Below are 26617 nucleotides of genomic sequence, written 5' to 3'. Positions count from 1 at the left end.
GTTTGAATTGCCTCTTGCTTGCTCCGTTGTTTGACATGGCTTCGGCGGAATCCGCACGCGAGGCGATTGCCGTTTCTTCAATGGCATAAAGAAAAGCGATGGGGCGTCTTTTGCACGAACGCCAACGAAACCGTTAACCCTTGCACCACAGAACGAAAAAACTCTCCTGAATTTCGGTGATTTCCGGAACCATTTTCCGAAGCGCAAGCTCCTACCCCCGCTTGCCATGAAGAACGATTGGCTACCATCAATACGAAACAGGAGAAACAATTTTGGCTAACATCGCTTTCCACCGATTCGCTATTTCCACACTGTGTTGCGCCTCCGCGACGGTCTTGATCGCCTGCGGCGGCGGGGGCGGCGGCACCGACACCACGGCAGCCGCGCAAACGACCGCAGCCGCCCATGCCGGCGCCCAGGCCGGCGCCACTCCCGCAACCACCATTCCCGAGGCTGTTCAGGCACCGGCGGCAGACAGCAAGACGCCGTTCGGCCAGGATGCCAGCCAGTATGCGTTGACCTTCACGGAAGAGTTCGACAGCTTCAACAGCAGCCTCTGGAATGACGCCATGTGGTACGAGACCTCCAATGCGACCAAGAACTACGCGGTCGAGGAAGGCAAGCTCAAGATCTGGCCGCAGCGCGATGCATCGGGCAAGTTCTTCAACCGCACGCTCGACACCGACGGCAAGTATTACCAGACCTACGGTTACTTCGAGATCGAAGCCAAGCTGCCGGTGGGCAAGGGCACCTGGCCCGCGTTCTGGCTGTTCAACCACATCAACGAGCGCCGTCCGGAGATGGACGTGATGGAAGCGTACGCCGGCGGCGCAGCGCCGTGGGGCGTGAACAAGAATGGCGTGGCGCACCCGACCGCGTATGCACCGACGGTATGGAAGGGCGACCGCGAAGGCCAACTGGTGGGCACGCGCCAGTACGACACCGGGATGGACCTGTCGGAAGGCTTCCACAAGTATGCGGTGAAGTGGGAACCGAACAAGCAGACCTACTACTTCGACGGCAAGGAAGTGCTGGTGGTGAACACGACGATGGGCGATCCGATGTACCTGATGCTGGACCTGTGGTACGGCAGCGCGTCGGGCACGCCGGACGATTCGACGCCGCAGGGCAAGCAGAACTCGTTCGAGGTCAACTACGTGCGTGCATGGAAGTTCAAGTGATGCAGCGCATGTGAAGCACAGCCTTCACGCATATGCAGGGGCCGGCAGCAATGCCGGCCTTTTTGCATTGTGGATTCCACTCTTGCATCGATAGCGCCTTGCATGTTGCGAAGTGCGTATTCCAAATGCATACCGCATGCAAGTGATCACAAGAAATATTTCCCCATGTGTAGTTTTTTTGCGGAACCATTTCTGAGGGGCAATGCTCTGATGAAAGCTTGCCGATGAGAATGATCGGCCCAACTTTCCGAATAAGGAGATCCCCACATGCAAACCTTGTCACTCCAGCGCTTCTCGATGTCCGCACTTTCCTGCGCAGCTGCCGCAGTCCTTCTCGCCGCATGCGGCGGTGGCGGCTCCGGCACCGATGCCGGCACGGGTACGTCCACCAACTCCGCAGGCGTAGAAGCGTCGGCAGCACAAGGCACCGGCACGACCTCCGTAGACGGCACCAATAGCACAGGCTCCAGCTCGTCCTCCTCGACGACCACTACCACGACTGGCACCTCGACCGTGGCACCGGCATCCGCCTGGTCGCAGTGCGCGACAGAGAACAGCACCTGTACGTTCGAGGGTACGAAGGAAGTGCGTTACGGCGCCGGCGACAAGTGGGCCACGCGTACCGCGACCGGTTCGATCGCCTGCAACAACACCGTCTTCGGCGATCCCGCATTCGGCACCCAGAAGACGTGCGAAGTGTCGGGCGCCGCATCCACGCAGCAGCAGGCAGCAACCACCCCGGCAGAAGCACCGGCCAGCGGCACATCTCCGACGCCTTTCGGGCAGAGCGCGAGCGCCTATGAGCTGACTTTCGCTGACGAATTCAACAGCGGCTTCAACACCAGCGTGTGGAATGACCACATCTGGTACGAGACCTCCAACGCGACCAAGAACTACACGGTCGAAGACGGCAAGCTGAAGATCTGGCCGCAGCGCGATGCATCCGGCAACTTCTTCAACCGCACCATCGACACCGACGGCAAGTACTACCAGACCTACGGCTACTTCGAGATCGAAGCCAAGCTCCCGGTCGGCAAGGGCACCTGGCCCGCGTTCTGGCTGTTCAACCACATCGGTGCAGAGCGCCCCGAGATGGACGTGATGGAAGCGTACGCAGGCGGTGCAGCACCGTGGGGCTTCAACGACTCCAATGGCGTCGCTCATCCTACCGCGTATGCGCCGACGGTCTGGAAGGGCCCGAACGAGCTGGTCGGCACCCGCCAGTACGACACCGGCATGGACCTGTCGGAAGGCTTCCACAAGTACGCAGTGAAGTGGGAGCCGAACAAGCAGACCTACTACTTCGACGGCAAGGAAGTCCTGGTGCTGAACACCACCTTCAGCGACCCGATGTACCTGATGCTGGACCTGTGGTACGGCTCCGCCTCCGGCAACCCGGACGATTCGACCCCGCAAGGCAAGTCGAACTCCTACGAGGTGAACTACATCCGCGCATGGCGCTTCAAGTAATCATCGCGTGATGCTGTAGGAAGCAAGGCCACCGGGCACAACCGGTGGCCTTGTCGTTTCCGGGTACTGCCTGTTCATCCGCTCCAGGACCACTTCGCCACTTCCTTGCTGAGCGGCGTCGACTCGGAAAAGGCCGCCGCCACGAAATCGACGAACGCGCGCACACGCGCCGCAGTCTGCACCTGGTACGGAAACACCGCATAAATGTCCGCGGGCGGCGTCTGCCAGTTGGGCAGGACCTGCCGCAGCCTTCCACTCTCGAGATACTTCGCGATATCCCATTCGGCGCGCATCAGGAGCCCGTGTCCTTCGAGCGCCCATTGCACGGCGATGCCGCCATCGTTGGTGCTGAGTCCGCCGCGCACCTTCACCGTTTCCGTCCGCTGGCCCGCCGTCAGGTGCCAGATGCCATAGCCTTCCTCGCCCTGGCGGATGCCGATGCAATTGTGCTGCGCCAGGTCATTGGGCACGCGCGGCGTGCCGTGCCGCTCGAGATAGGCGGGGGCGCCGCAGATGAGGCGGCGGTTCGATGCGATGCGGCGGGCGATCACGCGGGTATCGGGCGGCTCCCCGAACCGGATGCAGACGTCGTACGCATCCTCGACCAGCAGCGGCGGATCGACGGTGAGCTGGAGCTGCACCTGCACGTCCGGATGACGCTTGATGAAGGCGGACACCAGCGGGGCGATGTGGCTGCGGCCGAAACCCAGCGTGGCGTTCACGCGCAGCAATCCCTTCGGCGCTTTCACCGCGCCGCTGATCATCTGCTCCATGTCGTCGATCTCGGCCAGGATGCGGCGCGCATTGGCGAGATACATCTCGCCTTCGGGCGTGAGGCCGATGCGCCGCGTCGTCCGGTGAAGCAGCTGGGCGCCCAGCCGCGCCTCCATCTGGCTCATCCGCTTGCTGACGGCGGCGGTCGTCACATTCATCTCCCGGGCAGCCGCGGAGAAGCTGCCGGCGCGCACCAGCAGGCTGAAAAAGGCCATCTCGGAAGGGGCGGTCGCGGGCGTGGACATTGTTAATCCAAAGTTAAATATGGCTCAACTTTATGTCCATTTATTTCTCCGTGCAAGTCTTATAGTGGGCTCCACTTCAACCTCACTGAGACGACACCATGAAGACCTACAAGATTGCATGCATCCCCGGCGACGGCATCGGCAAGGAAGTGATTCCCGCCGGGCAAGCCGTACTGGAGGCGCTGGCTTCCACGCAGAATGCCTACCGTTTCGAGTTCACTTCCTATGGCTGGGGCGGGGACTGGTACCGCAAGCACGGCGAGATGATGCCGGCGAACGGCCTGGATGCCTTGCGCGACAAGGATGCGATTCTCTTCGGTTCCGCCGGCGATCCGGATATCCCCGACCACATCACGCTCTGGGGACTGCGCCTGAAGATCTGCCAGGGCTTCGACCAGTACGCCAACGTGCGCCCGACGCGTATCCTGCCCGGCATCGATGCACCGTTGAAACGTTGCAAGCCGGAAGACCTGAACTGGGTCATCGTGCGCGAAAACTCCGAGGGCGAATATGCCGGCGTCGGCGGCCGCGCCCACCAGGGACATCCGATTGAAGTCGCCACCGACCTCTCGGTGATGACGCGTGCGGGCGTCGAGCGCATCATGCGCTACGCATTCAGGCTCGCGCAGTCCCGTCCGCGCAAGCTGCTGACGGTCGTCACCAAGTCGAATGCGCAGCGCCATGCGATGGTGATGTGGGACGAGGTCGCGCTCCAGGTTTCCAAAGAGTTCCCCGATGTGAAGTGGGACAAGGAACTCGTCGATGCCGCCACCGCGCGCATGGTCAACCGTCCCGCGTCGCTGGATACGCTGGTCGCCACGAACCTGCATGCGGACATCCTCAGCGACCTCGCCGCCGCGCTGGCCGGCAGCCTCGGCATCGCCCCCACCGGCAACATCGACCCGGAGCGCCGCTACCCGAGCATGTTCGAGCCTATCCACGGTTCCGCCTTCGACATCATGGGCAAGGGCCTCGCCAATCCCGTCGGCACGTTCTGGAGCTGCGTGATGCTGCTGGAACACCTGGGCGAAGCGCAGGCTGCACGCATGCTGATGGACGCCGTCGAGCAGGTCACGGCCAACCCGTCGCTCCATACCGGCGACCTCGGCGGCAAGGCCACGACGGCACAGGTGACAGAAGCAGTGTGCAACCGCATCCGTGCCAGCGCCCCGGGCGCCAAGGCAGCGTGAGAGCAACCTGAGCCAGAGAGCTCAACGACCAAACCAGGAGACAAGCATGCGCAAGACTATTCCCCAGATCACTTCCATTCTTCAGGCAAGCATCCTCGCCATCGGCCTGGCCGGCGGCAGCGCCATGGCGCAAACCTGGCCGGCCAAGCCGATCAATATCATCGTTCCGTTCGCGACCGGCGGCACGACCGACGTGCTGGCACGCGCGGTCGGCCAGGAATTGTCCAAGGCGATCGGACAACCGGTGATCGTGGAAAACAAGGGTGGCGCGGGGGCAACCCTGGGTGCGGACTACGTGGCCAAGGCGAAGCCGGACGGCTACACGCTGCTGGTCGGCGCGGTCCATCACACGATTGCGACCAGCGTCTACAAAAAGCTGCCCTACGATTTCCAGAAAGACCTGACACCCGTGACGCTGCTGGCATTGGTACCCAATGTCCTCGTGGTGAATCCGAACATGCCGGCCAAGAACGTGACGGACCTGCTGGCGGCGGCCAAAGCTTCTCCCGGAAAGTTCACCTACGGATCGAACGGCAACGGCACCGGCCAGCACCTGATCGGTGCGCAGTTCGAACGCATGGGCGGCGTGCAGCTGCTGCACGTGCCCTACAAGGGCAGCGCGCCCCTGACCATCGATTTGCTGGGTGGGCAAGTGGATATGTCGTTCGACACGATTCCGCCGGTGCTGTCGCACATCAAGGCGGGCAAGCTGCGTCCGCTGGCGGTCACCACGGCCAAGCGTTCTGCCGCTCTGCCCGATGTACCGACGCTGGACGAGGCGGGCCTCAAGGGATTCGACCTCGGTACCTGGTTCGGCGTGCTGGCGCCTGCGGCGACGCCCAAGGACATCGTCACGCGCCTGAACACCGAGATCGTGAAGATCGTCAAGTCGCCGGAGTTCAAGAAGAAGATGGAGGAGATGGGCGCAGAACCGATCGGCAGCACGCCGGCGCAGATGGCTACCCAGATCAAGGATGACACGGACCGCTTTGCGAAACTGGTCAAGGAAGCCAAGGTCACGATCGAATAAAGCGATCAACAGTGATGGAGATCTCGTCCCAACAAGCCCGGAAGCAGCTGCGCGCCATGTTCGATGCGGCGATCGCAGCGGCACAGCCGGCCCGCTGCCTGCCGCAGCATCTGCCGGCGCGTCCGGCAGGGCGTGTCATCGTCGTCGGCGCCGGCAAGGCATCCGCGGAAATGGCGAGGGTCGTCGAGCAGCACTGGGACGGCGAGCTATCCGGGCTGGTCGTCACGCGTTATGGCCACGGTGCGCGGTGCAGCCGCATTGAAGTCGTGGAAGCTGCGCATCCCGTGCCCGACCAGGCCGGCCATCGCGCGGCCGAACGCATGCTGGAGATGGTGCGCGGGCTCAGCCCGGAAGACCTCGTGCTATGCCTGATCTCCGGTGGTGGCTCGGCGCTGCTGTCGCTTCCCGCTCCAGGCATCAGCTTCGCGGACAAGCAGGCAGTCAACCGGGCGCTGCTGGCGAGCGGCGCCACCATCTCGGAAATGAATTGCGTACGGCGCCACCTGTCCGCCATCAAGGGCGGACGCCTGGCTGCGGCGTGTTATCCGGCGAAAGTCGTGACGCTGCTCGTTTCCGACGTGCCGGGAGACGATCCGGTCGATATCGCGTCGGGGCCGACAGTCGGCGATCCGACAACATGCGCGGATGCGCTCGCCATCATTCATCGCTATGGCATCGAGGTCCCGGCCAGCGTGCTGGCGCTGCTGCACAGCGGAGACGCGGAAACGGTCAAGCCCGGCGATGCGCGTCTGGCCGGCATACAGACACGCATCATCACGAATCCGCAGATTGCACTGCAGGCCGCCGCGGCGGTGGCGCAAAGCGCCGGGCTGCCGGTGCATATCCTGGGCGACAGCATCGAGGGAGAGGCACGCGATGTCGCGAAGGTCATGGCCGGCATTGCGCATCAGGTCGTCCGTCACGGCCAGCCGTTTTCCGCGCCGTGCATTTTGCTGTCGGGAGGCGAAACGACCGTAACCGTGCGCGGTGCCGGACGCGGAGGACGCAACGTCGAATTCCTGCTCGCTCTGGCGCAGGCCCTCAATGGTCAGCCAGGGGTGTATGCGCTGGCCGGCGACACCGACGGCGTGGACGGTCAGGAAGAGATTGCCGGCGCGATCATCGGTCCTGACACGCTGGCTCGCGGCTGGGAAATGGGCATGCGTCCATCCGAGCGCCTCGCGCAAAACGATGGGCACGGATATTTCGAGGCGCTTGGAGATTCGGTCATCACCGGGCCGACCCTCACGAATGTGAACGATTTTCGAGCCATTATCATCACCGCCGGCCAGTTCTGAGGGCGGAAAAAACAAACCCGCCATGAAGGCGGGTTGAATTGGACGAGGGGAAAAAACCTTACTGGTATTTTCTCCGCATGAAGCCGAGTGCCAGCAGGCCGATGCCGAGCAACAGTACCGTTCCCGGCACGGGCACCACGGTGGTGGTGTTGAGCGGGTCGCGTGCCCACAGGCTCATATGCGAAATGGCTTTGCCGTCGAAGTCATCCGTGTTCCACGTCCCTGTGAAGGAGTAGGGCTGCGTCAGGTCGAATGCTCCCGGAAACGCGTTCAACAGTGTGTTGAAGTTGAAGTCATAGATGGCCCAGCCGCCGTCCTTGTCGTTGGCGCCGCTGCCTGCCTTGAAGACGAATGCAAGCTGGTCGAAGAAGCTGCGGTCGAACAGGCCGGCGTTGGTCAGCGTATCGACGATATCGGCGTCGATCTGCAACGACCAGGTGCCATTGAGATTCATGTTGAACGTCAGCACGGAATCGATATCCAGCGTCGTGCTGCCGTTGGTGACGGTGTAGCCGTTCATCGTCCCGAGGCTGCTTTCCATCTTGCCCAGCATGATCCAGCCCGGGTCGACAGCGCTGTTGGGATCCTGCAGCGGCTGGTAGGTCGATCCGTCGACCAGGAAGACGCCGGGGTCGACATACTTCTGGACGTTTCCATCCTTGATGATGCCGCCGTTGAGAAGACCGTCGCCGAGGTAGCCCAGGTTGGGGCTCGGGGAGTTGGTTCCGCCCTGTGCATCATTGCCGGCAATGACGCCAAAGCAATGTGTCGAGTTGATGCCGCCCGGCGGAAGCGGGACGGCCGTATTGGTGATGCTGCTGGTCATGGTGCTGATCACGACCGAATCCAGCGTACACGTTCCCGTGTTGGTAATGGGGGTGGGGGACGATGGCGGCGGCGGTGCTGCATGGGCGGATGCCACGGAAAGCCCCAAGGCCAGAGCTGGAAATAATTTATACAGAGTGTTCATAATTGTTCTTCCTGAAAGTCGGTTTTCCAGCAAGCATTTTCCGGGCCTGTAATGGAAACTTGTTTTATTTCAATCCCTTATGTTTCTTATGGGCGATTTTTCGGGACCAAGTGTTAAATTTTCCGACAAGATGTCTAACTGGAAATAGGGGTGTTGCATAAGAGAAATGTTACTTCCGGTTTCGTTGTGGCGGCATTTTTCGACTTGGCGCAGGCGGCTGCGAAAACATGACTTGCGTCAGCACCCCTTGTTTCGCCACCTATACACTTCCTGAAGAAGGAGGCCTGCGAAACGTTGGCCCGAGGTAACTTGCCGCCGATGATGCTGCGCAGGCGCGACACTCCTTGTTCGCCATGACCGTTCCGGCTCCTGTTTGACTGCGTTCCGGGCCTTTTATGATTTTCGTCATCTTTCGGCCGGCTGCACCCAATAAGATTAGCCCATGACAAGACTCGCTATCGTCACGAATGAGCCGCCGCCGTATCGTATTCCCGTATTCCAGAGAGTGGGGCACATGCCCGGGATTACCTTGCAGGTCATTTTCTGCGCGCGGCGCGAGCCGAACCGGAAATGGGACCTGCCACCGTTCGACTTCGACCACTGCTTCCTGCGCGAGCGCATTTCCACCGTCAAGGGGCGCTACATCCACAACAACCCGGATGTCGTCCTGGCGCTGAAGCGATTCGCCCCGGACGTGATCGTCAATGATGGATTGAATCCGACGCAGCTGTATGCGTTTGCCTATGCATGGTTCAAGGGGATTCCGCATGTGCCGTTGACCGACGGCACCTATCAGTCGGAGTTGCGCTTGAGCAGGGTGCACAAGCTGGTGCGCCGCATGGTGTATGGACGGTCGGCCGCGTTCCTTTCCGCCAGCATGGGAGGACAGGCGCTGTTCGAGAGCTATGGCGTGCCGGCGGAGCGGTGCTTCAAGTCCTACCTGTGCATCGACAACGATGCCTACCAGGATGCGGAGGGACCGGCCGGCGCGAAGTTCGACTTCATCTTTTCGGGCCGCATCGTTCCAGAGAAAGGACCGATGTTCGCGCTGGAAGTGGCGCGGGCGACGGCACGCAGGCTGGGACGGAAGACCAGCATCCTCTTCGCCGGCTCCGGCAGCGAAGAGGAACAGGTCAGGGAAGCGGCGGCGCGGATGGCCGGTGCGGTGGATGCGCATTTCCACGGCTTTGCCCTGCAGAAGGAATTGCCGGGGCTGTACCGTTCGGCGCGCATCTTCCTTTTTCCGACCCATGCCGATGTGTGGGGCGTGGTCGCAAACGAAGCATGCGCCGCCGGACTGCCGGTGCTCGTGACGCCGCATGCCGGCGTGGCCGGCGAACTGGTGGTCGATGGCGAGAACGGCCATGTCTGCCCGCTGGAGGCGGACCTCTGGGCGGAACATGCGGCGGCACTGCTGTCGCAGCCGGACAAGTGGGATCGTTTTTCGCGGCGCAGCCTTGCGCTCGTCCGGAAATACACCTTCGATAACGCGGCGCAAGGCGTGGTGGATGCCTGCCGCTTCGCGCTCGCCCCGGGCGAGCAGGGAAAGATCCGCGAAGCAGCCTGATGCCGATGCTCAGGCATGGACTGCGCCGACAAGACGGATACCAGGAACAAGAGTGGAGTGAATGATGGGCCCAGTATTTACGTGCTCGATCGACGATGGTCACCCTTCGGACATGCAGACCGCCGACCTGCTGCACAAGCACGGGCTCAATGGCACGTTCTTCATTCCGATCCGCAATTGCGAAGGCGACGCGGTCATCAGCGACGCGCAGATTCGCGAACTCGGCCGGCGCTTCGAGGTCGGCTCGCACACCTATGACCATCGCTACCTGAAGAAGGTCGATATCTGGCAGGCCTACCACCAGATCGCCGACGGCAAGCGGCGGCTGGAAGATCTGCTTGGCAGCCATGTGAACGGCTTCTGCTATCCAGGCGGCCGCTACAGCCGCCGCGACGTCGAACTGGTCAAGGCCTGCGGCTTCGGCTATGCGCGCACGACGATGAATCTCTGCTTCGATGCCGGCAGCAAGCCGTTCGAGATGCCGACCACGTTGCAGTTCTATCCGCATGATCGCGCGGTCTACATCCGAAATTTTGCCGGCTCAGGCTGCTGGCACCGGCGGATCGAAGGGTTGCGTCTCGCGATGGCGCACGACAACTGGATCCAGCGCATGTACGCGATGTTCGATTACGCCTGCCGGCACGGCGGGACGTTCCACCTGTGGGGCCACTCGAAGCAGATCGATGAACTCAATGCCTGGCATGACCTCGATGCCTTCTTTCGCCATGTCGCAAGCCGGATCCCGATGCCGGACCGGCTGAACAACGAGCAGCTTGCCGCGCGAACGCTGTGGGCGCCGGGGCCGCTGCATCATCGCAACTACGGCCAGGCGTTTACCGGCTCGGACGCTCGCTGACGAAGGGATTGCCCACGCGGGAGACATACCAGTCGCCGAGCATGTGCGAGGCGCGCGTATTGAGGTGGTTGGCGTCCTTGTACAGCGCCGTGTTCCCGGTGTAGGTCATGCATTCCTTCTCGTTGCACATCACGCGCCTGGGATCGATGATGATCGTCTTCGGATGCGCGGCCTTCATGCGCTCGATGATCGCATCGTATTCGGCTTGCGCGTCCGCTGCGATCCGGTAAGGGATATGGCAGTCGGCGCCGGCTTCCATCCAGCCGCGCTTGCGGTAGAGGATGCAGCGCGATAGGTCGGGTTCATGGAACGGGTTGTCCTTGAAAATGACCGGTGTCGCACCGGCAGCGACAATCGCGTCGACTACGTAGCGCAACTCCTTTTCCAGTTCGCGTTCCGGTTCGGACGCCCAGAATCCGGCCAGGACGACGTAATCGAAATGGCCCGCCAGTTTGAGCAGGTCCGCGTTGCGCCGCTGGCAGGTGTCGGGGCCGCGTTCCGGTTGCCTGTCCGTGACCTGCAGTTCCGTCGGGAAGCAGCCACCCTGCACGTGGTACACCGCCTTCAGCCCCGCATCGCTGGCCAGCTGTTCCACGAAGGGCCTGAAGTGGTGCGCGTGGGAATCGCCCATCAGCATGACGCTGGCTTTTTCCGGAGCGGTTGCGCCAAATGCGCAGTGGGCATGCAGGTAATCCAGCGTCACTTCCTTGTAGTCCTCGGCGCGTATCGAGCAGGAGCGCGTCAGGTCGCGTTCGAAGGAGTAGCTCGAAATCAATGCGCGAAGATCGCCGGAAAAGCGTTGCGGCGCACCTTCGGTCACATAGGAAAACAGCCCAATACCCATGAACAGTGCCGCCGGCAGCACATACAGGCGCAGCAAGGCCGGACGGAAGCCGAGGGCGGCATTGTGGCGGGGCGGGGTTTCGATGAACTTCCACGTGACGTAGGCCAGCGAAAACGCCAGCGCCATCGCTGCCGCGCCGACCGGAAGCGTCATCTCCACCTGCCGGTATTTCAGGTAGGCGAAGATCGGCCAGTGCCAGAGATAAAGCGAGTACGAGAGAAGCCCGACCGCCACCAGCGGCTTCGCGCGCAGGGCCGCGGACACCATGTTGTCGCCCCTGCAGCCGGCGATCAGCAGCGCGGTTCCCATACACGGAAACAGCGAGTTGATGCCGGGGAAAGGCAACTCCTTGTTGATGAACAGGAAGGAGCCAAGCACCAGGAGCATTCCCGAAATTGCGAGGGTTGCCGGGACAAGGCCGGGCAGTAACGGATAGCGCCGCAGGACGAAGAACGTGAGGGCGCCGATGATCAATTCATGCGCCCGCGAACCGAGAAGGAAATATGACTTGATCTCCCCGGTCTTCATTTGGGAAAAGATGGCAAGGCCGATTCCGGCAATTGTCAGTGCTGCGGCCATGTGCCTGCGGCAGTAACGGTACAGGCCGATCAGCACCAGGGGAAAGAGAAAGTAGAACTGCTCTTCCACGGACAGCGACCAGGTGTGCAGGAGGGGAAACTCCTCCGTCCGCTGGCCGAAGTAGCCCCAGCTCAGCATCGAAAAGAAGATGTTGGAGACGAAGGCCCAGGACGCCGCCAGCGAGGTTGTGTAAAAGATGTAGTCGTTCGGAATCAGCAGCCACGAAGACACGGCCAGCGTCGCCAGGGATACGGCGATGTAGGCAGGGAAGATGCGCTTGATCCGACGGCTGTAGAAATCGGCGAAGCTGAAGGTGCCGTTCTCCAGTGCATTCAGGATCAGGCCGGTGATGAGGTAGCCCGAGATGACGAAGAACACGTCGACGCCTGCGAACCCGCCCGGCACGAGCTGTGCGTTGGCATGGAAGGCGATGACGGCCAGCACGGCAACGGCGCGCAAGCCGTCGATGTCTTCACGGTAGCGTTGCACCGCGCGGTGCGGCACCAGGCGCAGGGCAGGCGCTTCGCCGCTGCCCTCCGGAGTCCGGTCGCGGGCCGGCGCCTGACTCGTGCTCATGCTTCGCTGAGGGCCAGCTTCGTGTTGACGATTTGCCGGAGAAACCCGACCACGAAGAGGGTGTTCGTCACCATGTAGCGCTTGAACAGCCGGCGCGGCTCGGAACCCAGCCGGTACAGCCATTCGAGCCCGTTGCGTTGCCACCAGAGCGGCGCCCGCTTGACGACGCCGGCATGGTAGTCGAATGCCGCACCCACTCCTACCATGACGGCGCGGACGCGGCCGCGGTGCTCGGCCATCCATTTTTCCTGCTTGGGGCAGCCCAGTCCGACGAAGACCACGTTGGCGCCCGAGGCGTTGATCATGTCCACGGTCTGGTCGTCCTCCTCGCGCGACAGCGGACGGAAGGGCGGCGAATGCATCCCGGCGATGCGCAAGGCGGGAAACTGCCCGTTCAGGGCAACACGCAGGCGTGCCAGCGTGCTCTCCGTACTGCCATGGAAGAAGACGGACTGGCCGAGGCGTTCGGCCTCCGCAAGGTACTTCATCATCAGGTCCGGACCGTTGATGCGTTCCTGGGCGGGATGTCCCAGCCGCCGCAATGCCCATGCGATGGGAGCGCCGTCCGGCGTGGCCATGTCCGCATTGTTCACCGCGATCTTGAACTCCACGTCATTCGTTGTCGTGACGACGGAATGCACGTTGCAGATGCACACGTAACGCGACTCGCGCGCAGCAGCCCACTGCGTGATCTGCCCGAGCGCATCCTCCCACGTCAAGGCATCGATGAAGGCTTCGAGAACGGCCTCGCCCTTACGCGGCATGACGTTCTCTGTGTAGGGTTGCAATTGCGTCATCATATATGTCCATCAGCATTTCATAGTTGCGTTCGGGGGTGTATTCCGCTTCATACTCGGCGCGCGCCGCCTGTCCCATGCGCACCATCTGCTCGGGATGCGCCTCGGCCCAGACGATTTTCTCCGCCAGGTCGGCCGGGTCGCCCGGCTGGAACAGCAGCCCGGTCACGCCGTCCCGCACGAGGTCGGCAAGGGCGCCCAGCCTGCTGGCGATCACCGGCAGGCCGCAGGAAAAGGCCTCCACGATGGTGCGCGGGGAATTCTCGTAGCAGATGCTCGGCAGCACCAGGTATTGCGCGCGCGCCATGCGCGCCATGATTTCTTCCAGCGGGCGGAAGCCGAGATAGCGTTGGCCAAAGCTGTCTTGCGCGAGCATTTCCAGGGGGCCGCTGCCGATGACGTCGACATTCGGCGCAGCGCCATTGCGCGCTGCCGCCGCCAGCACTTCCAGTCCCTTTTCCGACGACAGCCGGCCGACATACATGCCGCCCCGGCGGCCGCTCCATTCCGGGATGCTTGTTGACGCAACAAAGTTCGGCTTGATCCGGAACCGCTCGGCGGGCAGGCCGCCCTCGATGTACTTGCTCCGGGCGAAGCGATTGAGCGCGATGTAGCGCGTGACGCGGTCGCGGTAAGTGCCGATGGCGCGGTGCGTGGCGAGCATGGTGGTGATGACGGCCGACTGCACCGCCGATTCGCGATAGCATTTGCGTGTGACGGAACGCCACGGCAGCTTGCCCACGCAGTCCTCGCAGATCTTGCCGTCGCGCAGGAAGATGGCTTGCGGGCACAGCAGGCGGAAGTTGTGCAACGTCTGCACGACCGGCACGCGCAGTGCATCGGCCATCCAGTACAGCGACGGCGAAATCAGCGGGAAGGTGTTGTGGACGTGGATCACGTCCGGATGGAAGCGATTGCACAATTCCTCCACGTCGACGGCCGCGTCCTGCGACCAGATCGCCGACACGGCGGCCTTTGCGCGGGACATGTGGTGCAGCGCATCGTTGTGCTGGCGATAGACCTTCACGTCGTGTCCGTAGCGGCGCAGGAGGTCGACTTCGGCCTCGACGACGATATCTTCGCCGCCGCGGTGCTGGTAGGCATTGTGTGCGATAAGGATCTTCATTTCCCGCGGCTCTCGTGATGGATGATCATGCGGCTATCCCCATTTCCGCCCTGCTGGGTCCAGCTTTCCCGAATCATGCTCGCCAACCGCATGGCGGCAGGCATCGATGATGCCCCCGGCAGCCTGCTTGAAAGTGTAGTTGCCGACGATGGAGAGGCTGCGGCGGGAGAATCGTTCATACAGCCGGTCGTTGGTCAGCAGCAGGGCCACGCGGTCCGTCCAGGTCTTCAGGTCGAGTTCGCAGACGAAGCCGTTCTCGCCGTCCACGACAAGTTCGCCGGCGACGCCGGCACGGGGCGACACGATGGTGGGCAGCCCGGCCGCGCTTGCCTCATTGGCTACCACGCCCCAGGCATCGTGCACCGTGGGGAACATGAAGATGCGGGCCGAGGCGTACAGCGCGGGCAGTTCCTGTTGCGACGCATGGCCGTGGAAGGTCGCTTCCACCAGGTCGGACCTGCGTGCTGCCTCCCGCCGCACTTTCTCTTCCTGCTCGCCCGTGCCGACATAGAGCAGCCGTACGCGGCGTCCGAGACGATGGGCTACCGCTTCCGCAACGTCGAGCGTGAAGACGGGATTCTTTTCCTGGACGATACGTCCGCAAAAAATCAGGTCGTAGCGCTTCTCCGCATTACGCGCGGTGAAGGCGTCGTTGTCCGTGCAGAGGCAGGACTGGAAGCAGCTCGCCGCATCGATGCCGTAATTGTCGTACAGACGCAATCCCCCGTAACTGGCGGCGATGAAGGCCTGCGAGCGTGCATACACAAACTTCCGGATCGTCTTGTGCAGGCCAGAGAGCACCTGCTCCGACACGTCGGTGCCGTCAGTCATCGGCACATGCGGAATGCCGCGCAGCTGCGCGTAGCCGAATGCATACAGGTGTGTCGGATTGAAGCCGGTCGTGACGATGACATCCGGCCGCATCTGCCTGAGCGTGCCGAAAACATCCGGATTGTTGTGGATGAAGTTCGAGCCGCGCTGCACGAACCGTTCCTTCAGGAAGGCGTGCGGAAACCGCATGGGAGGAAGGTCCCACTGGCGGTTCGGCTCGCGCGGGCTGCAGAAGATGGCATGGAGTTCGACCCCCGGCGTCTTCGCCACCTCGTTGTAGATCGGAATCCGGAACGGAGGCGGATGGTTGGTGACGAGTGCAATGCGCAACATCGGCGTACCTTTTTCCCAGCCGTCACACGGCCGAAGCGGCATGACGGGTGCGAGGGGGCGATTCTTGTTTGTCGGTTGGTTCATCGTGTCGGTTCAGCTTCTGTCGGGCGGCGCGCATGTTCCCGTTCCCTTGGTGAGGAAATTGTGAATGCTGCACCGTGCCGCATTCCGTGCTAGATCAAAGGAAGGGAAGGTCGGACGTGCAGTTTTGTAACAATTGTTGTCGGCCTTCCGCGTCACTGCCGGCATATGCCGGCAGGACTTACATTTCCTTGATCGCTTCGCTCGCGGCCGGTGCCTTGGCATGTCCCGCCGCATGCTTGCGCCGCCAGGCGATAAAGCCGTCCAGCCGTCCGCGCAAGGTGGCATAGCCAAGGATGAGTTCGGCGCCGAACGATCCCTTGAGCAAGGGCCGCAGCATCGGCGCCGCCAGTCCGCGCAGGATGACCCAGCCGGGAAGGCGATGCTTGGCGTAGAGCGCACCCGTGCCTCGTGCCCTGTGCCGTACGGCGGTACAGGTGGCGGTGTCGGCGCGCGGCTTCTCTGCGTTGACTGCGTGATGCACTTCACCGAGCGGTTCGTAGGTGATGCGTGCGCCGGCTCGCAGGGCGCGCAGAGCAAGGTCGGTTTCCTCTCCCGCACCGAACCACTGCCCGACCCCCAGCCGTCCGTCGAATCCGCCGATCGTCTTGAACAGGTCGCGGCGGCAGAACAGGGTGATCGAGCTGACCGGGATGTCGCGGAAGGCGCGCGATCGTTCCCATGACAGGTCGGCGGCGGATGTCGGCTGCTCATCCTGTTCCACCCATCGCACGATGACGCCGCTCGGCTTGTCGGACCTGGAAAAGCGCGCAACGACGCGCTCCAGCAGGCGGGGGGCGTACCAGCAGTCGTCGTCGGGGAACCCGATCCACTTGCCGCGCGCAGCCTCGATGCCGGCGTTGCGGGCATTGGCCAGGTTGGGCGGGTTGTGCTTCAGGTGACGCACGGTGACCCCCAGGTAGCGCGCGCGCTCCAGGTGCGGCAGCAGGCGGTCGTCGCTGTTCTGGTCCACCACGATCACTTCGAACCGCACGAAGGTCTGTGCCGCGAGGGAGTCGAACAGGCGGCCGAGTTCATCGGTGCGTCCGACAGTAGCCAGGATGAGGGAGACGTCGGGTTTCCTCATGCATGCCCTTTCGCCTGGATGACGCGGCGGCGGCGCACGAAGTAGCGCGCATAGTGCCCGAGACGTTCGATCGGATTGCTGCCTGCATAGGCCAGGCGCACCCGGAAGTCCTCGGCCATCGCGGCCAGCCGCGTGCGGGAAGAGCTCGACAGGCTGCCTTCATGCTCGCGGAAGGCAGCGAGCGGCTCGTCCAGCTGGACAGGCGGTCCTATCTTCGCCAGTTTCAGCCAGAGGTCGTAATCCATCGCGTACTTGAGCGAGGTATTGAAGCCGCCGGCCTTCAGCATCAGGTCGCGCCGCACGAAGGTCGCGGGATGGGGAATGAAGTTCCCTCGCAGCAGGCTGGCGTAGCTGAATCGCGGAGCGACGTAGTTGTCCGGATGGAGCTTGCCGTCGACCAGCGCCATCGTGCGGCCGAACAGCCAACCCCTGCCGCTGGTTTCCAGGTGGCGGGCGACGCGCGAGAGAACGTCCGGATACAGGTAGTAATCGTCGGAGTGAAGGTAGGCAATGACGTCCCCGCGCGCCGCGCGCAGGCCTTCATTCATTGCCCGGCTGACGCCGCCGCGCACGTTCTCCAGCAGCTGAAATGGGCGCTGAATCCCCCGGATCTGATCGAGCGTGCCGTCCGTGGAGCCGCCATCGACAAAGATGTATTCGATGTCCGGATGGTCTTGCGTCAGCACGGACGCAACGGATTCGGGCAGGTAGGTTGCACTGTTCCAGGTACAGGTAATGACAGATATCGTAAGAGCCATGGCTAGGTCCTAAATGCGATGGTGGCCGCCCGGAGGCGAGCGGTAGATGCCGAGCAGCTGTTGTGCCGCCCGGTCGGCGCAGCCGAGGCCTTCAGCGGCAAAGCCGAAGCGTGTTTCTGGGTTGAAGGTAACGAGGTCGGAAACCAGGGACGCCATGTCGTCGTGCAGGCGCAGCTGCCCGGGGCCAGCCTCATAGATGGCCAGTTCGGGCGTGCCGCCGCGGCGCAGCGCGAAGGTCGGTTTGCCAAGGAAAAGGCCTTCGAGCACGGTCGTCGCGCACGGTTCTTCCCATACAGAAGGAACGACAATGGCATTTGCCACCGAGGCCAGTTTCAATGTCCTGTCCGGATCGCACCAGCCGAGAAATTCGATTTGCCTGCCAGCGAACCGCTCGCGCATGCGCTTCTCGTCGGGCCCGTCTCCTGCGATCGTCACGACCATGTCCTTCGGCAGGCGCGGGGCAAGCGCATGCAGGAACTGCTCGACGCCCTTGGCGGGGTAGAGCTTGGCCGCGATGAACACATGGAAGCCCTGGCGCGGAGGCAGGAGCGAGGCGGCATGCCGGACCTTCTCCAGCGCATTGCGGTCGACGAAGTTGTGCACCGTCGTTCCCCACGGACCAGGACCTGCGCAGCGCGCAAAATTGCGGGCGAGCAGGTCGGAAACGAACACTGTCTTGTGCGCACGGAAGCTTTGCGCCACGTCGCGGCGGAAGCGGACGACGGCGGCTTTGGATACCGCCCGCTGGACCGCGTTGGGCGCCGGGTTGATGCATTTTGCGCATTCCGCCGGGTCGACCGAATCGCAGATTTCTCCATCGCGGAAGCGCGTGTGGCGGAAGCAGTCGCCGCCCTGGTCATGCCGTGTCTGCACGAAGTTGATGTCCGGCGGCAGATAGCGCGCGACGTTCGGAATATGTCCGTGGTAATGGATGACGTCGTAATTGGGCGCATGCCGCATGATGATCTTCGCAAAGTTGCGGGCGATGGCGGGGCGCTTGGGCGGCATGAACATGCCGAAGCTGATTTCCTTCCATCCGGCGTGATGGCCGTTCAGTTCGCCGATGAAGCGTCCGCCGAACTTGCCTTCTTCGCCGCAGACATCGATTGGATGCTCGTCGCAGCCAAGCAGGTCCACCTGGTGTCCCGCGCGCACCAGCGCCCGGGCGAGGTTGAGCGCGTGTTTGGCGAGTCCGCCCATGTTGGGATACGGAATGTCTTCACTGACAATGAGTATGCGCATGAAAGTTCTCCTCAAGGCCGCAGGCGGCGCGCCATTGCCATCATTGCGTTCCGCTCGTCGACGCCGACGATGAAGAACAGGCCGGCCAGGCCCAGCGACAGGACCGCCGCCGATACCACTGCAACGGTTCCGACCAGGCCTGCCGGGATCAGCCATTTCACCGGCAGCAGGATGCAGATGACGAGGAAGCCGACACCGAGGCTGCGGCCGAAGCCCTTGCGCAAGGTTTCGCTGAAGGCGATGGGAACCGTGCGCCCATGCACGAAAAGAAGAAAACTGACACCGAGCACGAGCGAGGACAGCAGGTGTCCCGCCGCCGCACCCACGATGCCGCCCATGGTCGTGCCAAGGTAGACCATGGCCACGCCGCCCAGGCCGTTGGCAAGCGCAAACCGCCCCGTGATGCGCGGATGGCCGAGCGCGTCGTTGACCAGCGAAGGAATGTTGGTCAGCGAATCCGCGAGCAGGGCCAGCGTCATCAGGACCAGCACCGGATAGCCCTGCTGCACGAATTCCTGCCCCACCCAGCGGCGCAGGAACTCGTCGCCGGCGAGCACGATGATGCCCAATGCGGCAAGGTTGATGTAGGTGACGTAGCGCATCACGCCCAGATACACCGGATGCAGTTCGGCAATCTTGCCGGCGCCGGCCAGTGCGGAGGCGCGGGGGTAGATGACGCTCGACAGGCGATAGGTCAAGCCGAGGATGCGTCCCGCCAGCGTGACCGGAACGGTATAGAAGGTCAGGGCGACCGGACCGGCGATGGCGCCGACGATCAGCTTGTCCGCATGCTGGTGCAGCGTGGAGGCAATCTTGCTCAGGTAGGCATAGGCGCTGAACGAGGTGAGCGCAGCACGCACGTCCTTGCCGGGACGGCATGGCGCGAGGCCGAGGCCGAAACTGTGGATCATCCAGGCGAGGTAGAGGACATTGGCCGCGGAAACGCAAAGGCGGGCAACGATCACGCCGATGATGCCGGTGCCGGCAAGCGCCGCGGCCACGGATGCGAGGTTGACGACCACGCCGAAGAAGGCTTCGCTCTGCGCCGACCGGTCGTAGCGTTGCAGCGCTTGCGGTACGACCAGCAGGTAGCTTTGTGCCTGTGTCAGCGCGAAGCCGAGTGCACCCAGCTGGAAGGCGGTGACGGTCGCTTCGCGCATTTCTTCGGACACTTCGAAGAATCGTCCGACCAGCATCCCGGATGCGAAAAAGATCGCAGTGGCGCCGAGCAGCCCGAGCGCGCCATAGAACATCGCCCCGAACCAGAACGTCTCGGAAAAGCGTCGACGGTCGCCCGAAGCATGATGCTCCGCCAGGTACTTGATCGCGCCGGAGCTAAGATTGATGTCGAGCACGCCGAAGTAACCGATCACCGAGCTGACCATGGTGACGATGCCGAAACCTTCGACGCCGAGCGCGCCGATCAGCAGCGGGACCGTCGCCAGCGCGACGACCATGGGGATGGCGGAACCGCTCAGGTTCCAGAGCGAATTACGCAACAGCATAGTTCTGATCGTATTGAGTACGGCGTACCTGGTAGCTGCGGATGCCGACAGCGATGAACGGCATGGCCAGCGTCAGGCCGAGCAGGAGCATGGTGCGAAACTCGATGATCGGCGTGCCGATGAGCAGCGTCGGAACCCAGAACAGGAAGCCGGCGAAGCCCGCGTCGGCAAGGAGCCTGGATTCCCCGGCCAGATAATTTCGGTGCCGCATGTAAAAGGCGACGTAGGCGGCGAGCAGGCCGCAGAAGATCAGCAGTCCGACGATGCCTGTTTTCAACAGCACATGGCCGAATCCGCTGTGCACGAAACTGAAGTCGTCGCCATGGTAGGACAGGCGGTCCCGGTCTCCGGTGAAGGTGCCCCAGCTCCCGCGCCCGAAGAGCCAGTTGCCGTCCATGCTTTGCGCCGCTGCATACAGTTCGTAGAAGCGGCTGTTGCGGATGCCGCGGTCGGGCGCGATGTCATAGATCAGCGATGACAACATGCTTTCGTTGTTGTTGAACTGCAGCCTGTGTTCATAGAAGACCGATGCCACCACCGCCAGCAAGGCCGCGCCGAGAATGGCGAAGAGGAACTTCCGTTTTCCCGGCAGGCGCAGGAAGAGAAAGACGAACATCAGTCCCAGTCCGATCAGCGAAGAGCGCCGGAAGGAGAGGGCGACCGCGGCGATTTCCAGCACCAGGAAGCCGAACAGCAGGCTGCGCTTGAACCAGGACTGGTTCGATTCGGGCGCCGTCAGCAGCCAGGCCGCACAGAAGGCGCCGAGGCTGGCCACAAAATTGTCGCTGATGTCGAAGTAGAAGATCTTGATGTTCAGGCCTTCGAAATTGCGGTACGGATTAGCGGTGTCGCCGTCGAACATGAAGTAGCGCACCGCGCCGAAGATGCCGCGGATGGCGGCGAGGATGATGATTGTCCACAACAGCTTGCGCGACTCCTTCTCGCTGTCGAATGCCATGATGGCGAGGTACATGAACACCATCATGTTGATCACATTGAGGATCCCGTTGTAGCCGAGGATGACGTTGAGGTCGATGCCTTCCATCAATCCGATCACGATGTGGCCGGCGACCAGGAACACGAAGGCGGCAAAGTATTTCGCCATCGGCGGTGCGAGCTGTACGGCCTGCGGATTCGCGAGGCGCTTGAGCAGCGCGGCAAAGCCCGCCGTCAGCAGCACGAGGTTGAGCAGGGAAAAGTAGAACATGCCGGAGCCGCGCGAATAGATCGTGGTCTCGGTGGTCAACTGTCCCCAGGTGGAATCCGAAAACGAAAACAGGACGCCGATGAAACCGAGGGCGACCAGCTGCGGCGCCTTGATGACGAAGCCGAAGACGATCGGGATCAGGAACAGTGCAGCCAGAAGATTGGTCGTCACTTCGGCAGGTGTCAGGGCAGGTGTCATGGCTTTGCTCGAAGAAAAAACACGGACTCAGGAGACCGACATGGGGGATGCTGTCCGGGAAGAGGCTGCCGGCGCGTCATTGCGCCGGTGTGCGCTTCAGGGTGCGCTGCACCCCTTCCAGGTTCAGACAGTGGAATGCGCCACTGGTATCCAGCGGCGCCAATCGAAAGGATCGAACTGCCGCGTCAGGACTGATACTCCGCCTTGAAACATTCATAGGTTTCCTTGATGCCTTCGCCGAGGCGCATCCCCGGGCGCCATCCCAGCGAAGTCAGCTTGGCGGTGTTCATCAGCTTGCGCGGTGTGCCATCGGGCTTGCTCGAATCAAATTCGATGTTGCCGCCGAAACCAACCACTTTCCTGATAATTTCGGCAACTTCCCTTATTGTGACGTCCTCGCCTGTGCCTACATTGATATGGGACAACATGGGTGTCGTGTGCTTTTCATAGATGGACCGTTCGAGGTTCATGACATGCACGCAGGCATCGGCCATGTCGTCGACGTAGAGGAACTCGCGGCGCGGCGTTCCCGTTCCCCAGATGACGACCTTGTCTGCACCGCTCAGTTTTGCCTCGTGGAAGCGCCGGATGAGTGCAGGGATGACATGGCTGTTTTCAGGATGGTAGTTGTCTCCCGGTCCATACAAATTGGTCGGCATGACGCTGCGGAAATCCGTGCCGTACTGGCGGTTGTAGCTCTCGCACATCTTGATGCCTGCGATCTTGGCGATGGCGTAGGGCTCGTTGGTCGGTTCCAGCGCGCCATTCATCAGGTACTCCTCGCGGATCGGTTGCTCCGCAAGGCGGGGGTAGATGCAGGACGAGCCGAGGAACAGCAGCTTTTTCACGCCGGCGCGCCACGCCTCGTGGATCACGTTCGACTGCACCATCAGGTTGTCGTAGATGAATTCGGCGGGATAGGTATTGTTCGCATGGATGCCGCCCACGCGTGCCGCTGCAAGGTATACCTCGTCGATCTGTTCGGCCGCGAAGAAATCGCGAACCTGCTGCTGGTCCGTCAGCTCCAGCTCCGAATGGGTGCGGGTGACAATGTTCGTGTAATCGCGCTTGCGCAGCGAGCGGACGATGGCGGAACCGACCAGACCGCGATGGCCGGCGACATAGATACGTTTATTCAGGTTAGCTTTCATGTGCATCCTCTGTGATGATGGGAGCCGTCCGGCTGGCCGGTTATTCGTGATAGGCGTGCGGCGCGCAATCGTGCTGCTGGAACATGTGGTCGCGCGCCGCTGCGTCCAGGTCGCACTGCACCATCTCGCGCACCAGTTCCTCGAATGACACCTTGGGCTGCCAGCCAAGCTTGTCGCGCGCCTTGCTCGCATCGCCCACCATGCAGTCGATATCCGTCGGACGGAAATAGCGCGGATCGACACGGACGATCACCTGGCCTTCGCGAACATTGTTCTGGGGACCGGGATCGGCAACGGTCGCGGTTTCGTCGACGCCGTGGCCGGCCCAGCGCAGCGTCATCCCGAGTTCGGCAGCGGCCGCATTGACGAAGTCACGCACGCTGCGCTCGATGCCCGTTGCGATGACGAAGTCTTCCGGCGTCTCCTGCTGCAGCATGCGCCATTGCATTTCGACGTAATCGCGTGCATGGCCCCAGTCGCGTCGCGCATCGAGGTTGCCGAGGTAGATGCAGTCCTGGTGCTCCAGCACGATGCGGGCAAGGCCGCGCGTGATCTTCCGGGTGACGAAGGTTTCTCCGCGCAGGGGCGACTCGTGGTTGAAGAGAATGCCGTTGCAGGCGTACATGCCATAGGCTTCGCGGTAGTTCACCGTGATCCAGTAGGCATAGAGCTTCGCAATCGCGTACGGACTGCGCGGCCGGAAAGGCGCGTCTTCCGTCAGCGGCAGCGTCTGCGATTGCCCGAACATCTCGGCGGTCGACGCCTGGTAGAAGCGCGTCTTCTTTTCCATGCCGAGCTGGCGTACTGTTTCGAGGATGCGCAGCGGCCCGAGCGCATCCGAATTGGCCGTGTATTCCGGCTCGTCGAACGACACGGCAACATGGCTTTGCGCCGCGAGGTTGTAGATCTCGTCCGGCTGCGTTTCCTGCAGGATGCGCATGATCGACGCCGAATCGGTCATGTCGCCGTGGTACAGGATGAAACGGCGTTCGTCTTCCTGCGGCCCCTGGTAAAGATGGTCGATGCGCTCGGTGTTGAAGCGCGACGAGCGGCGTTTCAGGCCGTGCACGATATAACCTTTGTTCAGGAGGAATTCGGCAAGGTAGGCACCGTCCTGTCCACTGACGCCGGTAATCAGTGCAACCTTGCGGACAGATCCTCCCGCCGGCTTCTCTTGAGCCGGACTCTGCCTGGTCGAAAATTCCTTCATGTTCATGTCTCAGCTCGCGAGTGCAACACGTTCGGTAGCGACGGGAATCGCCGGGGTGGACTGACGCTGGCGGCCGGAATGGCCGAACGGCAGGTTCTGCAGGAAGGCGCGGAATTCATCCCGTACTTCCGGATGCCGCAAGGCAAACTGCACGGTGGCCTGCAGATAGCCGAGCTTGCTTCCGCAGTCGTAGCGGATACCTTCGAACTGGTAGGCGAGGACGGTTTCCTGGGCAAGCAACGACGCAATGCCGTCGGTCAGCTGAATCTCGCCGCCGGTGCCCGGCTGCAGTTCGCGCAGGTGCTGGAAGATGGCGGGTGTGAGTACGTAACGGCCGACGACGCCGAGGGTGGACGGCGCCTTTTCCGGCGCAGGCTTTTCGACGATGCCGTTCAGCTTGATCAGGCGTTCTGCATAGGAGGCACCTGCAACGACGCCGTAGGAGCGGCTCTGCTCGCGGGCGATGGTCTCCACGCCGATCACGCTGTAACCATGCTCCTCGTAGAGCTCGGTCATTTGCTGCATGACCGGCGTCTGGCCGTCGAGCAGGTCGTCGGCCAGCATCACCGCGAAGGGTTCGCCGTTGACCAGGCGTTCCGCGCACAGCACGGCGTGACCAAGGCCGAGGGCTTCCGCCTGGCGCACATAAAAGCATTCCACGTTGTCGGGCTTGATGCTGCGGATGACATCGAGCAGCGCGGTCTTGTTGCGCGCCTCCAGTTCCGCTTCAAGTTCATATGCCTTGTCGAAATGGTCCTCGATGGCGCGCTTGTTGCGCCCCGTGACGAAGATCATTTCGGTAATGCCCGCGGCGACGGCTTCTTCCACTGCGTACTGGATCAGCGGCTTGTCGACGATGGAAAGCATTTCCTTCGGGCTGGCCTTGGTCGCGGGGAGGAAACGAGTGCCGAGGCCAGCTACCGGAAAGACGGCTTTGGTGATTTTCTTGCGCATGGTTTTCTTTTCAGGTTTCGGTTAAGAAAGCAAGTCAGCCCGGCATGGATACACCGGCGGCGGTCCTTGCGCATGTGGCCTTATTCGGCCCTGGGAAAAGGCGTTCGTGGTTTCATCGCCATGTCCGCATCTCAGTAAGCGTTTGTGCCGGTCCAGCCCCGGAAGGCGGTCCAGAGGATGATCCGCACGTCCATCCAGAGCGACCAGTTCTGGATGTAGTGGAGGTCGAACTGGACGCGCTTGGCCATCTTGTCGACGGTGTCGGTCTCGCCCCGGTAGCCGTGGATCTGGGCCCAGCCGGTGATGCCCGGCTTCACGCGATGGCGCAGCATGTACATTTCCAGGAGGTCCTTGTACATCTCGTTGTGCTGGAGCGCGTGCGGACGCGGGCCGACAACGGACATGTCGCCCAGCAGCACGTTGATGAACTGCGGCAGTTCGTCCAGGCTGGTACGGCGGATGAAGGCGCCGATCGGCGTGACGCGCGGATCGTTGCGCGTGGCTTGCGTCACCTGGTCCGGTTCCTGGTGCACCTTCATTGAGCGGAACTTGTAGACGTTGAACTGCCGTCCATTCAGTCCGAGCCGTGGCTGCTTGAAGAGCACCGGCCCCGGCGACGATTGCTTGATCAGGATGGCGAGAACCAGGAACAGCGGCGCGAGGAGAATCAACGCGACGATGGCGAATGCCTTGTCGAAGATGTCCTTGATGATGCCGTTGAAGCCGCTGGAGATCGGCTGGTTCAGGTCCACTACCGGAAGGCCGAGGAAGTTACCCATCTTGTTGCTCAACATCTGCAGGCCGAGGATGTCCGGCACCCACCGGATATCGACCAGCGTGTTGCGCAGGATGTACTGAAGTTCCTGCAGGCGCGGCGACGCCATCAGCGGTAGCGTGATCCAGATTTCGTGGATGTGGTTCTTCACCACATAGTCGTGGATTTCCTGCAGGTTGCCGATGCGCGCGATGGACGGGTCCTGGATCTTCGCGGCATCGTCGCCTTCGGCATACACGGCCTTGACGTCATAACCGGTCCAGTCCTGCTGCAACGCGCGACGATGCATCTCCTGTCCCGTGCTGCCGTATCCGACGAGCACCACGCGCTTGTTGTTCAGTCCTTTCGCTCGCAGGTAACGCAAACCGTAGTAAACACCGATGCGGTAGACAGCGAGGATAGTGACGCCGCTCGCATACCAGTAGAACATCCACAGCCGCGACACATTGCCGACATGATGGATGAGGAAGCTGAAGAACAGTCCGACAAGCAGCACGAGACCCCAGGATGCTGCAAGCCGCAGGAACATGTCGGCCAGCGAACGTCCGCGCCACGAACCGTACAGCTCGAGTTGCGGGAAGAGGAGGAAGGCAAGCGCGCTGCAGAAATGCAGCAGTACCGTGTGGATAGGAGGCGTCTCGCTCAGCGGTATCTGAAAGTGAATCAGGCCGGCAAGACCACCGGCAAGTTCGAGCGCAAGGACATCCATGACGCGCATCGAGAATTCCAGCCGGGATGAATTTGTAATGATCAAGTCTCGCATGGCATCTCTGCGTGTGGTC

22 protein-coding genes are annotated in these 26617 nt (G+C 62.2%); 7 read left to right on the top strand and 15 right to left on the bottom strand.

Annotation, left to right across the window (positions count from 1 at the left end):
• Window positions 1-272: 272 nt before the first annotated feature.
• Together AC3WOY_RS03745 and AC3WOY_RS03740 are read left to right on the top strand one after the other, a co-directional pair.
• Window positions 273-1181 carry a glycoside hydrolase family 16 protein gene (locus AC3WOY_RS03745; RefSeq protein ID WP_492421026.1) on the top strand — a complete coding sequence of 303 codons (909 nt, stop codon included), beginning with the start codon at window positions 273-275 and terminating at the stop codon, window positions 1179-1181.
• Window positions 1182-1448: 267 nt separating this feature from the next.
• Window positions 1449-2651, top strand: coding sequence for a glycoside hydrolase family 16 protein (locus AC3WOY_RS03740; protein WP_492421025.1), 1203 nt, complete (start codon window positions 1449-1451; stop codon window positions 2649-2651).
• Between the two features lie 74 nt (window positions 2652-2725).
• Here AC3WOY_RS03740 and AC3WOY_RS03735 read toward each other — a convergent pair whose 3' ends face one another.
• Window positions 2726-3670 (bottom strand): LysR family transcriptional regulator, encoded by a 945-nt coding sequence (locus AC3WOY_RS03735; RefSeq protein WP_492421024.1) that lies wholly within the window; start codon window positions 3668-3670, stop codon window positions 2726-2728.
• Between the two features lie 98 nt (window positions 3671-3768).
• Between AC3WOY_RS03735 and AC3WOY_RS03730 the strand changes: the two genes are divergently transcribed.
• The 3 genes from AC3WOY_RS03730 (at window position 3769) to AC3WOY_RS03720 (ending at window position 7188) form a co-directional block, all read left to right on the top strand.
• Complete coding sequence (locus tag AC3WOY_RS03730) at window positions 3769-4860, top strand: tartrate dehydrogenase (protein ID WP_492421023.1); 1092 nt, start codon at window positions 3769-3771, stop codon at window positions 4858-4860.
• Between the two features lie 124 nt (window positions 4861-4984).
• Window positions 4985-5890: a Bug family tripartite tricarboxylate transporter substrate binding protein gene (locus AC3WOY_RS03725; protein ID WP_492429173.1), complete on the top strand. Its 906-nt coding sequence runs from the start codon at window positions 4985-4987 to the stop codon at window positions 5888-5890.
• Between the two features lie 14 nt (window positions 5891-5904).
• Complete coding sequence (locus tag AC3WOY_RS03720; protein ID WP_492421022.1) at window positions 5905-7188, top strand: glycerate kinase type-2 family protein; 1284 nt, start codon at window positions 5905-5907, stop codon at window positions 7186-7188.
• Between the two features lie 58 nt (window positions 7189-7246).
• Here AC3WOY_RS03720 and AC3WOY_RS03715 read toward each other — a convergent pair whose 3' ends face one another.
• Entirely contained in the window at window positions 7247-8110 is an 864-nt protein-coding gene (locus AC3WOY_RS03715) for a PEP-CTERM sorting domain-containing protein (protein WP_492421021.1), read from the bottom strand.
• 490 nt (window positions 8111-8600) lie between these two features.
• Between AC3WOY_RS03715 and AC3WOY_RS03710 the strand changes: the two genes are divergently transcribed.
• Both AC3WOY_RS03710 and AC3WOY_RS03705 read left to right on the top strand, forming a co-directional pair.
• Window positions 8601-9725, top strand: coding sequence for a glycosyltransferase family 4 protein (locus AC3WOY_RS03710; RefSeq protein ID WP_492421020.1), 1125 nt, complete (start codon window positions 8601-8603; stop codon window positions 9723-9725).
• A gap of 61 nt (window positions 9726-9786) precedes the next feature.
• A complete protein-coding gene (locus AC3WOY_RS03705) occupies window positions 9787-10581 on the top strand; it encodes a polysaccharide deacetylase family protein (protein ID WP_492421019.1) in 795 nt (264 codons plus the stop codon).
• On the opposite strand, the gene AC3WOY_RS03700 is transcribed toward AC3WOY_RS03705, so the two are convergent.
• The 13 genes from AC3WOY_RS03700 to AC3WOY_RS03640 form a co-directional block, all read right to left on the bottom strand.
• Window positions 10559-12580 (bottom strand): acyltransferase family protein, encoded by a 2022-nt coding sequence (locus AC3WOY_RS03700; protein WP_492421018.1) that lies wholly within the window; start codon window positions 12578-12580, stop codon window positions 10559-10561. The two genes, AC3WOY_RS03705 and AC3WOY_RS03700, sit on opposite strands and share 23 nt — an antisense overlap.
• The gene (locus tag AC3WOY_RS03695) at window positions 12577-13344 is read right to left on the bottom strand and encodes a WecB/TagA/CpsF family glycosyltransferase (RefSeq protein WP_492421017.1); all 768 of its coding nucleotides are present in this window, start codon (window positions 13342-13344) and stop codon (window positions 12577-12579) included. The genes AC3WOY_RS03700 and AC3WOY_RS03695 overlap by 4 nt, the downstream gene beginning before the upstream one ends.
• On the bottom strand, window positions 13334-14503 hold the full coding sequence (locus tag AC3WOY_RS03690) for a glycosyltransferase (protein ID WP_492421016.1): 1170 nt from the start codon (window positions 14501-14503) through the stop codon (window positions 13334-13336). Before AC3WOY_RS03690 ends, AC3WOY_RS03695 begins: the two co-directional genes overlap by 11 nt.
• Before the next feature lie 33 nt (window positions 14504-14536).
• The gene (locus AC3WOY_RS03685) at window positions 14537-15751 is read right to left on the bottom strand and encodes a glycosyltransferase family 4 protein (RefSeq protein WP_492421015.1); all 1215 of its coding nucleotides are present in this window, start codon (window positions 15749-15751) and stop codon (window positions 14537-14539) included.
• Window positions 15752-15929: 178 nt separating this feature from the next.
• Entirely contained in the window at window positions 15930-16835 is a 906-nt protein-coding gene (locus AC3WOY_RS03680) for a glycosyltransferase family 2 protein (RefSeq protein ID WP_492421014.1), read from the bottom strand.
• Window positions 16832-17593 carry a glycosyltransferase family 2 protein gene (locus AC3WOY_RS03675; RefSeq protein ID WP_492421013.1) on the bottom strand — a complete coding sequence of 254 codons (762 nt, stop codon included), beginning with the start codon at window positions 17591-17593 and terminating at the stop codon, window positions 16832-16834. The genes AC3WOY_RS03680 and AC3WOY_RS03675 overlap by 4 nt, the downstream gene beginning before the upstream one ends.
• A 9-nt stretch (window positions 17594-17602) precedes the next feature.
• A complete protein-coding gene (locus AC3WOY_RS03670) occupies window positions 17603-18835 on the bottom strand; it encodes a glycosyltransferase family 4 protein (protein ID WP_492421012.1) in 1233 nt (410 codons plus the stop codon).
• Window positions 18836-18846: 11 nt separating this feature from the next.
• Entirely contained in the window at window positions 18847-20340 is a 1494-nt protein-coding gene (locus AC3WOY_RS03665; protein WP_492421011.1) for an oligosaccharide flippase family protein, read from the bottom strand.
• Window positions 20327-21745, bottom strand: a complete 1419-nt coding sequence (locus AC3WOY_RS03660) for an O-antigen ligase family protein (protein ID WP_492421010.1) — start codon at window positions 21743-21745, stop codon at window positions 20327-20329. Before AC3WOY_RS03660 ends, AC3WOY_RS03665 begins: the two co-directional genes overlap by 14 nt.
• A gap of 185 nt (window positions 21746-21930) precedes the next feature.
• Complete coding sequence (fcl, locus tag AC3WOY_RS03655; protein WP_492421009.1) at window positions 21931-22896, bottom strand: GDP-L-fucose synthase; 966 nt, start codon at window positions 22894-22896, stop codon at window positions 21931-21933.
• 40 nt (window positions 22897-22936) lie between these two features.
• Entirely contained in the window at window positions 22937-24106 is a 1170-nt protein-coding gene (gene gmd, locus AC3WOY_RS03650; protein ID WP_492429171.1) for a GDP-mannose 4,6-dehydratase, read from the bottom strand.
• Window positions 24107-24115: 9 nt separating this feature from the next.
• Window positions 24116-25060, bottom strand: coding sequence for a UTP--glucose-1-phosphate uridylyltransferase GalU (gene galU, locus AC3WOY_RS03645; RefSeq protein ID WP_492421008.1), 945 nt, complete (start codon window positions 25058-25060; stop codon window positions 24116-24118).
• A gap of 131 nt (window positions 25061-25191) precedes the next feature.
• Window positions 25192-26598 carry an undecaprenyl-phosphate glucose phosphotransferase gene (locus AC3WOY_RS03640; protein ID WP_492421007.1) on the bottom strand — a complete coding sequence of 469 codons (1407 nt, stop codon included), beginning with the start codon at window positions 26596-26598 and terminating at the stop codon, window positions 25192-25194.
• Window positions 26599-26617 lie beyond the last annotated feature (19 nt).

It is taken from the genome of Noviherbaspirillum sp. FW303-A3, from assembly GCF_058788695.1.
The sequence above is the reverse complement of the archived record's forward strand: the minus strand, read 5'-3'. Positions and strand labels throughout refer to the sequence as shown.

What these genes read in the sequence shown, in the direction of transcription:
- AC3WOY_RS03740 (WP_492421025.1), top strand. Translation starts at nt 1,449, where the DNA reads ATGCAAACCTTGTCACTCCAGCGCTTCTCGATGTCCGCACTTTCCTGC.
- galU (WP_492421008.1), bottom strand. Translation starts at nt 25,060, where the DNA reads ATGCGCAAGAAAATCACCAAAGCCGTCTTTCCGGTAGCTGGCCTCGGC.
- AC3WOY_RS03665 (WP_492421011.1), bottom strand. Translation starts at nt 20,340, where the DNA reads ATGCTGTTGCGTAATTCGCTCTGGAACCTGAGCGGTTCCGCCATCCCC.
- AC3WOY_RS03730 (WP_492421023.1), top strand. Translation starts at nt 3,769, where the DNA reads ATGAAGACCTACAAGATTGCATGCATCCCCGGCGACGGCATCGGCAAG.
- AC3WOY_RS03660 (WP_492421010.1), bottom strand. Translation starts at nt 21,745, where the DNA reads ATGACACCTGCCCTGACACCTGCCGAAGTGACGACCAATCTTCTGGCT.
- gmd (WP_492429171.1), bottom strand. Translation starts at nt 24,106, where the DNA reads ATGAAGGAATTTTCGACCAGGCAGAGTCCGGCTCAAGAGAAGCCGGCG.
- AC3WOY_RS03680 (WP_492421014.1), bottom strand. Translation starts at nt 16,835, where the DNA reads ATGAGGAAACCCGACGTCTCCCTCATCCTGGCTACTGTCGGACGCACC.
- AC3WOY_RS03640 (WP_492421007.1), bottom strand. Translation starts at nt 26,598, where the DNA reads ATGCGAGACTTGATCATTACAAATTCATCCCGGCTGGAATTCTCGATG.
- AC3WOY_RS03685 (WP_492421015.1), bottom strand. Translation starts at nt 15,751, where the DNA reads ATGAACCAACCGACAAACAAGAATCGCCCCCTCGCACCCGTCATGCCG.
- AC3WOY_RS03735 (WP_492421024.1), bottom strand. Translation starts at nt 3,670, where the DNA reads ATGTCCACGCCCGCGACCGCCCCTTCCGAGATGGCCTTTTTCAGCCTG.
- AC3WOY_RS03725 (WP_492429173.1), top strand. Translation starts at nt 4,985, where the DNA reads ATGGCGCAAACCTGGCCGGCCAAGCCGATCAATATCATCGTTCCGTTC.
- AC3WOY_RS03710 (WP_492421020.1), top strand. Translation starts at nt 8,601, where the DNA reads ATGACAAGACTCGCTATCGTCACGAATGAGCCGCCGCCGTATCGTATT.
- AC3WOY_RS03675 (WP_492421013.1), bottom strand. Translation starts at nt 17,593, where the DNA reads ATGGCTCTTACGATATCTGTCATTACCTGTACCTGGAACAGTGCAACC.
- fcl (WP_492421009.1), bottom strand. Translation starts at nt 22,896, where the DNA reads ATGAAAGCTAACCTGAATAAACGTATCTATGTCGCCGGCCATCGCGGT.
- AC3WOY_RS03705 (WP_492421019.1), top strand. Translation starts at nt 9,787, where the DNA reads ATGATGGGCCCAGTATTTACGTGCTCGATCGACGATGGTCACCCTTCG.
- AC3WOY_RS03690 (WP_492421016.1), bottom strand. Translation starts at nt 14,503, where the DNA reads ATGAAGATCCTTATCGCACACAATGCCTACCAGCACCGCGGCGGCGAA.
- AC3WOY_RS03670 (WP_492421012.1), bottom strand. Translation starts at nt 18,835, where the DNA reads ATGCGCATACTCATTGTCAGTGAAGACATTCCGTATCCCAACATGGGC.
- AC3WOY_RS03720 (WP_492421022.1), top strand. Translation starts at nt 5,905, where the DNA reads ATGGAGATCTCGTCCCAACAAGCCCGGAAGCAGCTGCGCGCCATGTTC.
- AC3WOY_RS03700 (WP_492421018.1), bottom strand. Translation starts at nt 12,580, where the DNA reads ATGAGCACGAGTCAGGCGCCGGCCCGCGACCGGACTCCGGAGGGCAGC.
- AC3WOY_RS03695 (WP_492421017.1), bottom strand. Translation starts at nt 13,344, where the DNA reads ATGCCGCGTAAGGGCGAGGCCGTTCTCGAAGCCTTCATCGATGCCTTG.